The organism is Bacillus sp. NEAU-242-2 (genome assembly GCF_027853835.1).
Taxonomy (GTDB): Bacteria; Bacillota; Bacilli; order Bacillales; family Bacillaceae; genus Bacillus; species Bacillus velezensis.
Genome location: NZ_JAPNNY010000002.1, coordinates 325,507 through 341,165 on the forward strand (window position 1 = coordinate 325,507; position 15,659 = coordinate 341,165).

At 43.5% G+C, this 15,659-nt stretch carries 13 protein-coding genes and 1 other annotated feature; of the genes, 6 read left to right on the forward strand and 7 right to left on the reverse strand.

Annotated features, from left to right (window positions below):
• Positions 1-23: 23 nt before the first annotated feature.
• Together OWN49_RS06610 and OWN49_RS06615 are read right to left on the reverse strand one after the other, a co-directional pair.
• On the reverse strand, positions 24-1,307 hold the full coding sequence (locus tag OWN49_RS06610) for an ATP-binding protein (RefSeq protein ID WP_077722866.1): 1,284 nt from the start codon (positions 1,305-1,307) through the stop codon (positions 24-26).
• A gap of 122 nt (positions 1,308-1,429) precedes the next feature.
• Positions 1,430-2,434, reverse strand: a complete 1,005-nt coding sequence (locus OWN49_RS06615) for an LLM class flavin-dependent oxidoreductase (RefSeq protein WP_071392303.1) — start codon at positions 2,432-2,434, stop codon at positions 1,430-1,432.
• Positions 2,435-2,709: 275 nt separating this feature from the next.
• Here OWN49_RS06615 and OWN49_RS06620 point away from each other — a divergent pair, with 275 nt between their 5' ends.
• Positions 2,710-3,117, forward strand: a complete 408-nt coding sequence (locus OWN49_RS06620) for a hypothetical protein (protein ID WP_003151600.1) — start codon at positions 2,710-2,712, stop codon at positions 3,115-3,117.
• Positions 3,118-3,148: 31 nt separating this feature from the next.
• Here the strand turns inward: OWN49_RS06620 and OWN49_RS06625 are convergent, their stop codons facing one another.
• Entirely contained in the window at positions 3,149-4,027 is an 879-nt protein-coding gene (locus OWN49_RS06625; RefSeq protein ID WP_176283539.1) for a LysR family transcriptional regulator, read from the reverse strand.
• 97 nt (positions 4,028-4,124) lie between these two features.
• Here OWN49_RS06625 and OWN49_RS06630 point away from each other — a divergent pair, with 97 nt between their 5' ends.
• The gene (locus OWN49_RS06630; protein ID WP_077722868.1) at positions 4,125-5,042 is read left to right on the forward strand and encodes a DMT family transporter; all 918 of its coding nucleotides are present in this window, start codon (positions 4,125-4,127) and stop codon (positions 5,040-5,042) included.
• A gap of 34 nt (positions 5,043-5,076) precedes the next feature.
• On the opposite strand, the gene OWN49_RS06635 is transcribed toward OWN49_RS06630, so the two are convergent.
• Positions 5,077-6,417, reverse strand: a complete 1,341-nt coding sequence (locus OWN49_RS06635) for an amino acid permease (protein ID WP_022553812.1) — start codon at positions 6,415-6,417, stop codon at positions 5,077-5,079.
• Positions 6,418-6,478: 61 nt separating this feature from the next.
• Positions 6,479-6,718, reverse strand: a binding site (T-box leader).
• Between the two features lie 632 nt (positions 6,719-7,350).
• On the opposite strand from OWN49_RS06635, the gene OWN49_RS06640 reads away from it, so the two are divergent.
• Positions 7,351-8,658: an N-acetylglucosamine-6-phosphate deacetylase gene (locus tag OWN49_RS06640; RefSeq protein WP_071392305.1), complete on the forward strand. Its 1,308-nt coding sequence runs from the start codon at positions 7,351-7,353 to the stop codon at positions 8,656-8,658.
• A 29-nt stretch (positions 8,659-8,687) separates the two neighbouring features.
• Here the strand turns inward: OWN49_RS06640 and OWN49_RS06645 are convergent, their stop codons facing one another.
• From OWN49_RS06645 to OWN49_RS06655, 3 genes are all read right to left on the reverse strand, one after another.
• Complete coding sequence (locus tag OWN49_RS06645) at positions 8,688-9,662, reverse strand: LacI family DNA-binding transcriptional regulator (protein ID WP_071392306.1); 975 nt, start codon at positions 9,660-9,662, stop codon at positions 8,688-8,690.
• Between the two features lie 67 nt (positions 9,663-9,729).
• Positions 9,730-10,398 carry a YczE/YyaS/YitT family protein gene (locus tag OWN49_RS06650; RefSeq protein WP_071392307.1) on the reverse strand — a complete coding sequence of 223 codons (669 nt, stop codon included), beginning with the start codon at positions 10,396-10,398 and terminating at the stop codon, positions 9,730-9,732.
• Positions 10,395-11,282: a Cof-type HAD-IIB family hydrolase gene (locus tag OWN49_RS06655; protein WP_176283540.1), complete on the reverse strand. Its 888-nt coding sequence runs from the start codon at positions 11,280-11,282 to the stop codon at positions 10,395-10,397. Before OWN49_RS06655 ends, OWN49_RS06650 begins: the two co-directional genes overlap by 4 nt.
• 436 nt (positions 11,283-11,718) lie before the next feature.
• Between OWN49_RS06655 and OWN49_RS06660 the strand changes: the two genes are divergently transcribed.
• The 3 genes from OWN49_RS06660 to OWN49_RS06670 all read left to right on the forward strand — a co-directional run bounded on the left by OWN49_RS06660 (position 11,719) and on the right by OWN49_RS06670 (position 15,648).
• Positions 11,719-12,576: a MurR/RpiR family transcriptional regulator gene (locus OWN49_RS06660; protein WP_032858358.1), complete on the forward strand. Its 858-nt coding sequence runs from the start codon at positions 11,719-11,721 to the stop codon at positions 12,574-12,576.
• Between the two features lie 172 nt (positions 12,577-12,748).
• Positions 12,749-14,293, forward strand: a complete 1,545-nt coding sequence (gntK, locus tag OWN49_RS06665; RefSeq protein WP_071392310.1) for a gluconokinase — start codon at positions 12,749-12,751, stop codon at positions 14,291-14,293.
• Positions 14,294-14,319: 26 nt separating this feature from the next.
• Positions 14,320-15,648, forward strand: a complete 1,329-nt coding sequence (locus tag OWN49_RS06670) for a GntP family permease (protein ID WP_015418256.1) — start codon at positions 14,320-14,322, stop codon at positions 15,646-15,648.
• Positions 15,649-15,659: the final 11 nt, after the last annotated feature.

Genomic DNA, 15,659 nt, shown 5'->3' on the forward strand with positions numbered 1-15,659 from the left:
GCAGATACAATAGTATCTGCCCATCAGTCATTAAATTGAAAACTAAGCTGAAAATCATGAGGCGGAAGAACATCATCTATATTTTCTTTATTAAAATGCTTTAAAATATAATAAAATAACGAATCTGAAATATATAGTCTTTTATCATAGTATGTAAAGACCTTTGGAAAGATATCCTTTTTGGATTGCAATTCATCGAAGTGATTAAGTACAGAGGTCAGCGCACCATGATTTATTGACTTTTTCTCATGGATTCGGTGAATATTCTCATATAAGTACTGAAAAGAAAATCCTCTCCTCGCTATATCTGGATCAGATGTTAACACAATTTTCATTATATAATAGTATAACTTCAGCTTCGCTTTTCTTTCTCCATCTGCAATGTCTTGTATTTTTGTCAAATATTCCTCGCTTACTCTTTTATAATACAGAGCATTACATTCCTTAGCTAATTCAAGACTGTCAAGAACAATGTAATTCCGACTTCTCTTTCTTATTCCACTTTCACGACAAAAGTCAAAAAGAAGTTGTTGATATACAGCAACTATTTGGCTGGATGCCTCTATAAAATAATTTGTTACATTTTCACTAATGTCTATGTTCAGCTCTTTACAGCCTCTACTCTTTATATTCATTAAATCTCTAGTAGACCATTTAGTAGCATCAATATAATCAATCCTTTGAGATAATTCTCCATTGAATTTTTCAAAATAGCCATTTATAATTTTTGTCCCGATTATAATGAATCTTAAGCCGCTTTGATAAAACATTTTCAGGTCAAAAGCCAACAGATATTGATCGACTAAATTTAAATAATGAAAGTCATCCAGTACGATAAACTGAATACCTTTTTCCTTCAGTGATTCAGCCACTCTGACACTTACGGTTTTGGGAAGATCCATTTTCCCTGATTCACTTAATAACTCTTTTTCAGATGAATCTCCGGTCACTTTCGCTTTTAAAAATTGAAATAGATTTGCCTCTACTTGACTATCAATTTTTGAGCACTTTTCAATACTTTTGGAGAAGTTATCAGATATCTCCACACCAGATTTGTATAAAATCTGTGTGTAAATATCAGCTAAATCAACTCCCTTCGTACAGTCTATCACTATAGTGTTTTCAGCTTTGGTTACATATTTTTTTCTTAATAATGTTTTTCCGACTTTTGTTTCGCCATATATTACGATGTGATGATCCGTAAGTTCAATTTTATCTTGGTAATCCTCATCAATTTGTTGTCTATCAACATAACTTTTTAAAACATTCCGCGATATACCAAAAACATCTTTCAAAGAAACATCCAAATTTTTATTCCCTCCCTATATTTCAAGAAAATTTTTCTAATAAATAATATCATAATAGTATGAAATTTCATATTATTACATAAAAACAGGCAGCACACTATATAATATGTGCTGCCTGTTTTTCATCTTTTTAATTCGGCAATGATTTCAAATGATCTCATTCTGTCGGCATGCTCAAAGCTTTCTGAATTCACCATGATTTCATCCGCCTGGGTTGTCCGGATGAAGCTTTCCAGCTTTTCCTTCACACGCTCCGGTCCTCCGACGATCGTTGAACTGAGCTGTTCATTGACCATCGCTTTTTCATACGGCGACCAGATTTGATCCATGTCTTCAACAGGAGGCTTCAGCTGGTTCGGCGTGCCGCGGACGAGGTCTAAAAATCTTTGATAATGCGATGTCGCCAGATGCTCCGCCTTTTCATCCGTATCGGCGGCAATGACGGTGACGCCGACCATCGCGTACGGTTGATCCAGTACGTCTGACGGACGGAAGGAGCTTCGGTACAGCTCAAGGGCGGGCACGGTGTTTTTCGGTGAGAAGTGAGCCGCAAAGGCGAACGGAAGGCCGAGCTCTCCCGCAAGACGCGCGCTGAAGCCGCTCGAGCCCAAAAGCCAAATCGGCACGTCCAGCCCTTCGCCCGGAATGGCGCGGACTTGATTGCGCACATTGCCTGTCGGTTTGAAGTAATTTCTCAATTCTTCAAGCTGCTCCGGAAAATCTTCCCCGCTGTTTATGTTTCTTCTTAAGGCTCTCGCCGTTAATTGGTCGGTTCCCGGCGCGCGTCCGAGCCCCAGGTCAATCCTCCCCGGATATAACGTTTCAAGGGTTCCGAATTGCTCCGCGATTATAAGTGACGAATGATTCGGCAGCATAATGCCCCCTGAACCGACGCGGATTTTTTTCGTGCCGCCGGCGATGTGGCCGATCAGCACCGCCGTTGCCGAGCTGGCGACTCCTTCTATATTATGATGCTCCGCAAGCCAATAGCGGTTATAGCCCCACTCCTCGGCGCGGCGCGCTAAATCCATGCTGTTGCGGAACGATTCAGCAACCGTTCCCCCCTGTACGACCGGCGATAAATTCAATACGGAAAACGCAGTATCTTTCAATGTATGTTCAGCCATCGTTTTCTCCTTTATGGTTTAGTGTAAGCAGATCTTAAACAAGGTCTCTACCACACACCTTACCACAGCTTTTCCCGTGAGTTAAACAATTTGATTCGATGATCTTCGAACAATCAGTCAGCGGTCGTCACTAGTGAACTCTGTATGAATGAATCTATTACATTCAGATATGAAGAGCTTTTCATCCTATAAAAGTGAAAATCTCTCGTTGAAAAAACATATCCAATAATGTTAAGATATGTATGATATTGAATAGGAAGGAAGTCATAGTCTATATGCGTAAAAAAATCTTAATGGCACTCACCACAGCTTTACTGGCAGCAATCTTCTTTACCGGAAACACCGATAAGGCATATGCCGCAGACTTTTATTCCGGCACTCAGCAGCATTTAAATGTAAGCGGATTTACCGATGCCTCCTACTACACGAAAAAAGCGAAAAGTGTCGATTTTACTCTCAGTACAGCGTATCCGTCAGATCGAACTTTTAAAGGAAACCTATACTTACAGCGAAAGTCAGGAAAGAAATGGACGACTTGCAAAAAAACAACCTTTTCTTTCTCAGTAAGGGTGACTAAGTCATTCTCTTTAAAAGGATGCAAGACAGGTTATTATCGTGTCAAAGCTACGTTCAGCGGTTCAAAACTTGTCAATACGACAAACTCTTTTAAAATTAACCGATAAGATTCAGGACCCTAAGATTTTTAGGGTCTTTTTATTCATTCTTTGTGAGCTCCTGCGCGATTTGAATAAAAAGTTTTGCAGCTAATGAAGCCTCTTTTACAGACGGAACGGCAAGCAGAACATCACGGTACACCGCCTGATTGAGTTCCCTTGTCACGACATTTTCCGGCAGCGATATTCCGGACATAGACATTTGTGATAATATCGCAATTCCCAGTCCCTCTTTGATCATGCTGATGGACGTATTGACGTTGTAAACAGTGAATGCGGCAGTCAGCACAGATCCTGCCTCCTTAAACATATCAATAAACGATGATTCGTATCCTCCGTCACAGATGATCATCGGCTGGCGGTCAAGATCTTTCAGAGTGATTGACTCACAGCTGCAAAGCGGATGATCATTTCTAAGCACGACGGCCATTTTATCTTTTTTCAGCGGCAGATATTCCATGTCTTCCGTAGGAAAAAGAGTGATACCCACATCTATTACCCGGGAGCGGAGCCATTCCTTTACTTCGTTAACCGTTCCTTCATGAAGTACCAACTCAAGCTTCGGATACCGTTTTTTAAACACGCTGATCAGTTTTGGAATGAAATAAGCGGAAGCGGCCGGAAATGTGCCGATGTGAATCGTTCCCTGTTCAAGCCCTCTTTCCGCGGCCGCCAGCTGCTCGGCTTTTTCTATGCCTTTGAGCACCTCTCTGATATGAACGAGAATTTTTCCGCCCGTGTCCGTGAGCCTTACGCCGTTGCGGCGCTCGCGGATGATCAGCTTGATGCCGAGCTCTGACTCAAGCGCCGAGATGGCATGGCTGACGGCGGGCTGCGTCATATTCAGCGCCTGCCCCGCTTTTGTAAAACTTCCCGTTTCAGCGATTTGAACAAAAACCCGCAGTTGTGTAATCGTCATAACGTTTTACTTATGCTCCTCATAAAAAAGATTCATTTTATTTATCTTACTGATTACCGTATCATATGATGGAATTGTTCTACAAGGAGTGAACGACGTGAAACAGCTTTCGAAAATACAGACGGCTCTTATGCTGGCGTTTCTAGTCACGGTATGGGGAATTAACTGGCCGCTGACAAAGGCCGCGCTTGCCTATTCGCCGCCTCTTCTGTTTGCCGGAATCCGCACGCTGATCGGCGGACTTCTATTATTAATGGTGGCGCTGCCCCGTTTTAAAAAGCTGCGTTTTAAAGAAACGTGGCCGATCTATCTGATTTCTGCCATTTTAAATATTACTTTATTTTACGGCCTGCAAACGGTCGGCTTGAATTACCTGCCTGCCGGCTTATTTTCAGCTATCGTGTTTTTCCAGCCGGTGTTAATGGGCGTTTTTTCTTGGCTGTGGCTCGGGGAAGCGATGTATCCTTTAAAAATAGCCGGTCTTATTCTGGGCTTTGCCGGTGTCGCCGTCATCAGCGCAGCCGGTTTCGGAGGCCATATTTCCATCGCCGGCATTCTTTTGGCCTTAGGCTCCGCGGTCAGCTGGGCGCTCGGCACGGTATATGTGAAAAGAACGGGCGGACGCGCGGACTCTATCTGGATGGTCGCTCTTCAGCTTCTGATCGGCGGCGTGCTGCTTGTCAGCTCCGGCCATTTATCAGAAAGCTTTTCAGCGATTCAATGGAAAGCTCCGTTCATTCTCAGTCTTCTGTTCATTTCGGTATTTGTCATCGCGCTCGGCTGGCTCGCCTTTTTTACGCTTGTCGGTTCAGGGGAAGCAAGCAAGGTTGCCTCTTACACCTTCCTGATCCCGCTCATATCCATTGTCGTCAGCTCGATATTTCTGCATGAGCCGCTGACCGTCAGCCTTTTAGCCGGACTGCTTCTGATCGTCACAAGCATTTGTTTTGTGAATATAACACCGAAGAAACTGAAAACACCTGCTCTGGCCGCAGAAAAAAAGGCCGTTCATTAAAAAAACTCTTGCCGCTGGGCAAGAGTTTTTTTATTTATTGACGTCTCCCTTTCACGAGATACGCAGCCGTAATAAGCAGGTAGATGGCCGCAGTGATGCATGTGATGACGATGGATGTCGTCGCAATTACGCCGATCAGGATGGCCAAAAGCGCAAGCACCGCGAACCATGTCGTGTACGGGAACCATTTGACGTAATAAGCCGGCTGTTCTGTTGAATGTTTTCTTGATTTTAAATGGGCGAATCCAATAATCAGCCAGATGAACAGCACGGTATAGCCGAGGGAACCCATCAAATAATTAAACGTCTGGCTTCCCGCAAATAATGAAATCAGGACGCCTACATATAAAAATGACGTACAAGTCAGAATCGCATAGACGGGAACCTTTTTCTTCGATAGTTTTGAAAAGATTTTCGGCACCCGGCCGTCAGAAGCCTGCGTAAATAAGACGCGGGATGATCCGTACAGTCCCGAGTTCATAGACGAGATAATCGCAAGAAGAATGACGGCATTCATAATATGGTCGGCACCCGGAATTCCGATCATCTTAAATACTATGACAAACGGGCTTTCGGGAACGCTGTTGACTTGATTCCAAGGAATCAGGCTGACGATGATGAAAAACGGCAGCAAGTAAAAAGCGACAATCCGCGTTAACGTGCTTCGGACAGCTTTCGGAATCACCTTTTCGGGGTTTTTTGTCTCCGCCAGCGTGACGCCGATGATTTCCGTTCCGCCGTATGAGTAGATCACGACGAGCATCGCCGTAATGACGCCCCCCGCTCCATGCGGGAAAAACCCTCCGTGATCCGTTAAATGAGACAGCCCCGGCGCCGTGTGATTGCCGAATGAGAAAAATAATAGCAGAATTCCGCATAATATAAAGATGACAATCACCGTAATTTTAATGAGCGCGAGCCAGTACTCCGTCTCGGCAAACAGTTTCACAGAAAGCATGTTTACGACCGTCACCACGATGGAAATGATCAAAGCCAGTATCCATATCGGACATTCCGGCAGCCAATATTGAATGAAAATGGCGGCTACGACCGCCTCCGCGGCAATATTGAGCACCCACATTTTCCAATAGATCCAGTCTAAAAAGTATGCAGCGTACGAACCGAGAGACTGCTGAACCAAATCACGGAACGTCCTTGCATGTTTGTTTCTGACGGCCATTTCGGCCAGCCCCTGCATAATAAACAGCAGAATGATACCGCCGAGGAGGTAGGCCAGTAACACGGACGGCCCCGCTTCATCAATCGCCGTGCTGCTGCCTTTAAAGAGCCCGGCCCCGATTGCGCCTCCAAGCGCCATCATCATAATGTGTCTGGACGACATCGTCCGTTTTAACGTTTGCTTGTCCTTTTCCATTTATCACACGCCCTCTCGCAAAAAGTGTTCATCACATAAAAAAGCACGCCGCCTCTTTAGGAAAAGAGACGGCGTGCCTCAGGCAGCCGCGGTACCACTCTTGTTGATCCCGAATATCCGGAATCCAGCTTAAAAACCTTTTAACGAAGGTCAGCCGTTAGGACATAGGGAATATTCCGACAATTCCGTTCCGCCCTGCCACTTCCGGGCGAGTTCAAAGAACAATCAGTCCGCGTTTCACCAACCCGCGGCTCTCTTTTTCTGACTGGATTCTTTTACTGCTCCCGTTCACAGTGTTTTATGTTAAATGAATCTCTTGAGTTTTTATTTTCTGAATATAGTAACATAATATACAGCCTTCTATTTTCAAAGTCAATACTAATTTTTTCCGCTGGTTTTCTTATCACCTATATAAGACATTTTGACTGAACATGTTTATCTTCATATGAGGATTGAGACGGCTCCTAATATGGCGTAATCGGCATATATGGACTGAGCGGCAAAAAGTTGGCAGAAATATGAAAGGTTACTCTTATTCCGGTATCTCAGCTTAGTAACTGTACACATTTCATTTCTAATAGTTCAACTCCAATGACTCCACAAAGTTCTATACCCGGAAGTCATATTCCATTTATTAAAGCTATTGACATGAAACCAATTCCACAAATTAAACTCGTGGAGAACACTAGTTGGCGTAACACGAAACAGTATAGATGTATTAGTGGCGTTACAGCTAGTGTTTTTGAGTTTTTAAAGGAGATTTTCAGGATATAAATAACAATAACGAGAAAATCAGGTGCAGAAAGTTGAATAAAATACCTATTTTTTTACAAAGAATGATAATAAAGGGTTGATATGGTACGGGTTTCATACTTTAAGATGATGATGTGTCTTCACTGAATACTAAATAAACATTTCCAGGAGGCGTTTCCTATGCAGTCCAGCACATCATTTAACAGCCCGGCATACCTTGAAACAAATGGAGTAATGAAAATCGCTGATATAACCTATAGTAATAATGAATGGCTGAACTTCGACATTGGAGGAGAAGGGATTTTTAAGAAATCAGGTTCTTATTTAGTTCCATCTCTTCCAGTAGAATTTCATTGTCATGGAATCGGTGACTATGATTTTAGCAATTTAGACCAATTAGATATTGAAAAGATCAATACACTAGCTGAAATAGAAGGGATTTTCTGTGTACCGTCTATCTTTCTTCCTCATAATCAATTAGATCAATTTGCAGCCTTTATGAAAGAGTTCCATACACAAAAGAGAAAGGGACGTTACCGTAATATTTTAGGTATTTCACTAGAAGGACCATTATTGGCCAGCTTTGCAGGCACACCGGAAAAAGGGAATTGGGCACCCTTAAAAGAAGAATGGGAAAAGATCGCTTCATGTGGAGAATACGGTCTTATTTATACTGTACTGTCTCCAGATGCTATGACTGAAAACTCCTATCTAAAGAAATATATCACCGAAAAACATCCCAGTTTAGAATGGATTGTAGATACACTTGTGGAGGCTGGAGTAAAACCGGCGCTGGGTCACTTCCAAAAAGCATACCCGGAGGAAACCTCTGAACTTATAATGAAAGTTATAGATACAGCGCAAAAACGCAGCAAATACACTGGATCAGATGCCGTTTTAACAGATCATTTGTTTAATGATATGCCAAACAATTTTAAACACACCTGGAGAACACCCCAAGAAAGAGTACATAGATTAGAGGGGTTAAAAGATGCTCGGTTAGATAAATGGAACATAGATAATATCAACACACTTGTCGGAGAAGTTCCCGGTACTTTGATGAGAGCCGCGAAAGAAGGTTTATTAACCATTTGTATGAATTTTGATAGTGAACATGTAGACTTAGAAGTTGCACGGCGGGTTGTAGAACTTGTTGGCTCTAAGGGTATTATAGCAATGACAGATCGCATTGACACAGATTCCATGTGCGGCCAGTCATTGGAAAAAATTGAAGGGAATAATCTGTGGTATCAAGGAAAAGGGTATGTAGCAGCAGGGTCTTACACAATTGATCGGCTTATGCATAATATTCGTGCTATAGGTTTTAGTGAGAAAGTTGTATGGAATATGACATCATTTGTACCATTAAAAGCTTGTCATTTCCTAAATGAACTTGAAAACCTATCCATGAAGCCCTTCAGTTTTATAGATGAAACGAAAAAAAGAGCTCATTTCAAAGCGCCTGCCCCAGAGCTGATTCTGCGCTAAGCAAAAAAGACCACCATAAAGTGGTCTTTTTAAGTTGACTTTCTTTTAATAAGTTTTAGGTCCAACTTATTTATATTGGGGACATCTTTGTTATTCATTAAGTTATATAATAAATTTGCTGCTGTTTGTCCCAACTCTTTAATAGGTTGATGTATCGTTGAAAGTTCTATTACCTTAGATATCGGCTGATTATCAAATCCTATAACCGCCAGTTCTTCGGGTATTCGTATTCCCTGTCTTTTCGCTTCATAAATGATCCCCGCCGCAACATAATCACTTCCTACAACCATTGCCGCAGGACGAGGTGACTTATTAAGTAATAATTTTGCTATTTCTATACCATTCTCAATAGTGTACTGTTCCTCAAAGTACCAATTATCACTCCATTTCAACCCGTATTCATTTTGAAAGTGAAAAAATGATTTTTTTCTGCTTATGCCAACACCGCTCTTAGGATTTCCTATACACAGACCAATGGATTGATGTCCTTGATTTCGCAGATGATCAATTGCCATTTTGATTCCTGACTCATGATTAATAAATATATGTGCAACCTGTTTGCTCGCAGAAGCTTCACAGGAAACAATATTACCAAACCCAGATATCTCGTCGAGTACGTGATGGGGGCTTACACAGGATCCCAAAATAAGACCGTCAATAAGTTTGTATTTCAATCTGTTAAAAAACTCCATTTCTTGTTCAGGATCGTTATTTGATTGGTGCACAAGTAAACTGTAATTATGTTTATTACACTCTTCGCCTATTCCGGCAATCAGTTTACTGAAAAACGGATGGTTGATTTTAGGAACAATGACTCCGAAAACATTTGTCTTCCCCCTGGATAGGTTAATCGCGTTGAAATTCGGTACATAATTTAATTCCTTCATAGCTTTTAACACAGCGTCCCGCTTCTCAGGTTTTACATAAGGATGATTATTGAGAACTCTAGAAACTGTTGTCCGAGAAACGTTCGCTTTCTTTGCTATCTCTGTAATGTTTGTCATTACTGCTACTCCTTTTTAGACAGCGTTATCAGGATTTCACACTGAACAACACAAGGGAAAAAAGCATTTAATTCATTGTTTTATCATGGCCTGCATGAATATGTGCGCCTTCCTGTCCCACACTATAGATAGAACGGGGCTTCCCCATCTTGTGTAATAGTTTGTCAAATAAACCTACTAATATCCCCAGACACAGCAGCACAATGATGGTTCCTATCCCAATCGGCCCCTGAAGAATGATTGCAAGCACAAAAGCTAAAGCTTCCCCTATCGTCTTTGTAATATGAATACCCCAACCTGTACGTTCAGTAATAGCCAACATTAATTCATCATTCGGTATCGAAGGAAAAGATGCTCTTAAATAAATAGCGATTCCCATAGCCAATATACACAACCCTATCAAAAATAAACTCCATTGAAGAATTACAGCATCTGTTTTTAAGAACGAAAGAACCTTTAAGTTTAAAAGGTCAACAAAACTTCCAATAATAACAATCGGAATAAAACCGGCTAAATTAGGAAACCGCATTTTTATGAGGCTGTTTATAAAGATAAGAATTCCTCCGACGATGAAAACCCATGACCCGATTGTAAGGCCAATGAGTTCTGATAAAGCCACGTTCAGAGCATCCCAGGGGGCAATCCCGGTATTAGATTTAATCATACATACAACCCCTACGGATAAAATAAACAATCCGACAATATAGATTAAACATCTTTTCACAAAATGGATCATGGCTGTATACTCCGCGGTTTAGGGTCTTCTTCTTTCGTCAGAATGTAGTGATCAAAAGCATAAGATACACCACACTCATCATTCGTTAACGTTTTAAAAGCAGCCAATTGAATAAGCTTCTTATCTGCATTTCCCATGGCTATCCCTATTCCTGCTGCACGAAACATAGGCAGATCATTTAGATTATCACCTATTGCGATTGCATTCCGCGCATCCGTTCCATAATGTTCACAAAGTTTATTTAATGACGCTCCTTTATCTACTCCTGAACTTGTGATTTCAAGATTGAATGCTCCTGAACTCGTTACGGCACACTCCTTCAGTTGTCCAAAATATTCTTTTGCTTTTTTTAATTTTCTTTGGTTTGGCGAAACGATCATACATTTTATGACATACCGATAATCGATAGGGTCAATTGTACCCGGTATTTCCTCTAACCCGTATTGATGTATCTGAGCTTTAATAGAATTCCAAAATACTTCTTGATTAAAATGAGGTTCTTCCATTACTGTATTGTAAAGTTCTTTTTCAAGCAGCTGAATTCCTTGATTTGATACGGCAATTTTGTCAGATAAGTAAAGCTGATAATAGATTTCCTCTTTATTTAACCATGTGATGATAGGTTGGATTACATCTGAATCCATAAAATGTTCGAATATTAACTGATTTCCCACATCAATTTGAGCGCCGTTTGAAGCAATGATCGGAAAATCCAAATCATATTTATTGATGATGTGTTTTGCATCAAATAAAGCTCTCCCTGTAGCGATTGTTACAAGATGACCTTGTTTTTGTCCGAGCTTTAAAGCTCTTACATCTTGTTCTTGGATAGTTAAGTTCTCTGATAACAGCGTGCCATCTAAGTCAATTGCAATTACTTTCATGTGAATTTCCTCCTCAGAGTTTAAAAATCATTGAAAGTATAATGTATGGTACGCGTTTCAGAGCAATTAGATTATTATATTAATTTGAAGTTTTTCTGAGAAGCTGATCAGACTGTGCTTCTCAAGTGTTCTCCTGCTTAATAATCCTTCTCTTTCGATCAATCCAGTTAATAATGAACTGACTGCTAATGGCCGAACACTAATTTGAAGAAATTCATCTGGAACTTCAAGCGCCGGCGACTTGGGCACCGGCGCTTTTCAGAGAACGATCACTTTTTGTAAAATCGGATGTCTGAAGTGTCATTGAGGCGGTTTCCCCGATATACTTTTCTCTTTTCTTTCATTTGCGGTAAAGAAAGCAAAACCTGATTCCCTTATGACAGAACTTGCTTTATCATAAAAGTATGCGTTTACATTCGAGTAGGGAGGTTATAGTATGACCCCTGTGAATTCAAGCAGCATCGGAAAGATTCAGGCGGCCAGCAAAGGGTTGTCGCCAAAATTGAGAGCGATTGCAGACCATATCGTGAAGGAACCGAAAGACGTGGTTCACCTTTCCATCATTCAGCTGGCCGAAAAAACGAAAAGCTCTGAAGCGACGATTTTCAGGCTGTGCAAGCGGCTCGGTTTTTCCGGCTATCAGGATTTAAAAATCGCGCTTGCTCAAGAGATCGTTCAGGAGCCGGTGCAGCACATTCATGAAGAAATGAGCCCCGACGACGATATCGAAGTCATCATCCGGAAAGTTTTCCGCACAAACATTTCCGGTCTGACTGATACCTTTCAATTATTAGATCCGGCCGACGTTGAAAAAGCGGCAGAAATGATCCACCGCGCAGACAGAATCGAATTTTACGGAAACGGCGGTTCCGGGCTGATCGCCACTGACGCGTATCATAAATTTATGCGTACGGGTATAAATTGCATCGCGCACACGGATTCTCACTTTCAGGCGATGTCAGCGGGTCTTCTCGGTCCCGAAAGCGCAGTCATCGGCATTTCTCATTCGGGGAGCAACAAGGACGTGCTCGACGCGGTGAAAACGGCCAAATCGCTCGGCGCCGGCACGATCGGCATTACAAGCTACCAAAAGTCGCCGCTCACCCAGATTTCCGACGTTGTGCTGTATACATCAACAAGGGAGACGGCTTTCAGAACGGAGGCGATGTCCGCAAGGCTTGCCCAGCTGTCGGTCATTGATACACTGTATTTCGCCACGGCCCGGTTGCGGCAGGAGAAAACGCTCGCCAACTTGCAGCAAATCAGAAAAATGATCGCGCACAAACGTTTGTAATATTTATTTTTCAAAAGAGAGAATGCCGATACAGCGGGAATTGAGGCAATTTTATGAAAAAAATTTTCTTCTTCATCGTTGATTTATAAAAAAATTATTCCTATAATTGACTTTGTAAGGGCATACATTATAAATCTATCTTATTATTCAATCAGATTAGGCGGGATATATTATGAAGGAAACCCAAGCTGTTATCGGTCTGGATATCGGCACGACCAGTACGAAAGCCGTTCTGTTCGGACCAAGAGGCAAAGTGTTAGCCAAGCATTCGGTTCACTATGATTTAATACAGCCAAAGCCGGCATGGGCCGAGCAGGATCCTGAGCACATTTTGGAAGCGGTGATCGGAAGCATCAGGGGCGCCGTCACAAAGGCCGGACTGAGTCCTGACAATCTGCTTGCAATCGGCATCAGCACCGCCATGCACTCATTGATAGCTGTCGATCAAAACGGCGGCCTGCTGACCAAAAGCATCATTTGGGCGGACAACCGCAGCGCCGAGCAATCAAAACGGATTTTAAAAGAGATGAACGGTTTTGATATTTATAAAAGAACGGGTACGCCGATTCACCCGATGTCTCCGCTTTCCAAAATTGTGTGGATGAAAGAACAGGATCAGGAGACATTCGCGAAAACCGCCAAATTCATCAGTATTAAAGAATATATTCTGCACGAGTTTTTCGGAACTTATGTCGTCGATTATTCGATCGCTTCGGCAACGGGGCTGTTCCGATTAGATACGCTTTCCTGGGATGAAGAAGCGCTCCGGATTGCCGGAATCCGGGAAGATCAGCTGTCGGACATCGTGCCGACCACTCATCAGCTGCGCGGCCTTGCGCCGGAAATCGCTGCACGGATGGGCATTCATGCGGATACACCGTTTATTATCGGCGCAAATGACGGCGTGCTCGCCAACCTGGGAGTCGGCGCGATCGGCAAAGGCGAAGTGGCCGTTACGATCGGAACAAGCGGAGCCGTGCGTTCGGTGACGGATGCGCCGATTACGGATGAAAAAGCGCGGACATTCTGTTACGCGCTGACTGACAAGCATTGGGTCATCGGAGGCCCGACGAATAACGGAGGCATTATGCTGCGCTGGCTTCGAGACGAATTCGCTTCTCCGGAAGTTGAAACGGCGAAGCGGCTCGGCATTGATCCGTACGATTTAATGATTGATATTGCTGATAAAGTGCCCGCAGGCTCTGAGGGATTGCTGTTTCTGCCGTTTTTATCAGGGGAGCGCGCGCCGTTTTGGAACCCGAATGCCCGCGGAACGTTTTTCGGCATCAGCCTCCGCCATAAACGGGAGCATTTTATCAGAGCGGTGCTGGAAGGCGTCATCATGAGCGTCTTTTCAATCGGTGTCGCACTGAGAGATTTGGCGGGCCCCGCAAAAGACGTGCGGGCTTCGGGAGGATTTGCGAGATCGCCGCTGTGGAGGCAGATTTTGTCCGATACGATGGGACGGGAAGTCCTCGTTCCGGAAAGTTACGAAGCCTCGGCGCTCGGAGCGGCCGTTCTCGCTTTGCACAGCCTTGGCGAAATGGAACGGATCGAGGATGTTCAGGACTGGATCAGAATTTCGCACCGCCATGAACCGAACGTCAAAAACAGCGAAACATATATTGAGCTGTTTTACTTATACGAGCGGCTGTATGACAAGCTCAAAGATGAATTTGACGTCATCAGTGAATTTCAGCTCAAACAAAGCCGGTAATTCTTCTTTGAAAGGGTGAAAAGGTCATGTTACTGTTTATTGTCATTGCCGCTATTATCGTTTTACTCTTATTGATTACGGTCGCTAAATTAAATCCGTTTATCAGTCTTTTGATTACATCCATCCTTGTCGGTTTCGCAACGGGCATGAATCTGCCGGACATTATCACTTCGATGAAAACCGGGCTCGGCAATACGCTGTCGCTGCTTGCGATCGTGCTGGCCCTCGGTACGATGCTCGGCAAAATGATGGCTGAATCAGGCGGTGCGGAGCGGATCGCCCACACCCTGATCGGCCGCTTCGGCAAAAAGAAAGTGCATTGGGCGATGATGGCCGTCGCTTTTATCGTCGGCATCCCGGTCTTTTTCCAGGTCGGCTTCGTCCTGCTCGTGCCGCTTTTGTTTACGATTGCGATTGAAACCGGGGTTTCATTAGTGACGATCGGGATTCCGCTCCTTGCGGGACTTTCCGTCGTGCACGGATTGGTTCCGCCCCACCCGGCGGCGATGGCGGCTGTCGGCATTTATCACGCCAATGTCGGAAAAACGATTTTGTTTTCTTTAATCGTCGGCATCCCGACTGCCATCATCGCGGGGCCGCTTTACGGAAAATGGATTGGTAAGCGCATTCATAAACCCGTTCCCGAACTGTTGAAAAAACAATTTATTGAACGGAATGAAAAACGCAAGCTTCCGGGATTCGCAAATACATTGTTTACGATATTGGTACCGGTGATCCTGATGCTTATGGCAACGCTTGCCGAAATTGCGCTTCCGGAAAAAAGCACGCTCTATGAAACTTTTAAATTTATCGGCGACCCTGTCACGGCGCTTTTGATCGCCACGGTTTACTCCTTTTTCAGCCTTGGTTTTTATCAGGGATTTGACAGAGAAAGCATTTTAAAATTCAGCAATGACTGTCTCGGACCGATCGCTTCCATTCTGCTTGTGATCGGAGCCGGCGGCGCTTTTAACAACGTCCTGATTGATTCAGGCGTCGGCACGTATATCGCTGACATGGCGAAACACTCAAGCTTCTCTCCCGTTCTTTTAAGCTGGACGATCGCGGCGGTCATCCGTGTTGCCACGGGTTCAGCGACTGTCGCCATGATGACGGCGGCCGGCATTGTTGCTCCGATTGCATCTGTCATGCCGGGCGTCAGCAGCGAGCTTCTCGTTTTGGCAACGGGAGCGGGCTCTTTGATTCTGTCACATGTCAATGACTCCGGTTTCTGGCTCATTAAAGAGTATTTCGGAATGACGGTAAAAGAAACGTTCCTGACATGGACGGCGATGGAAACGATTATTTCTGTCAGTGCGATCTGTTTTATCATGATCATTAACGCGTTTATATAAAAACAAACCCC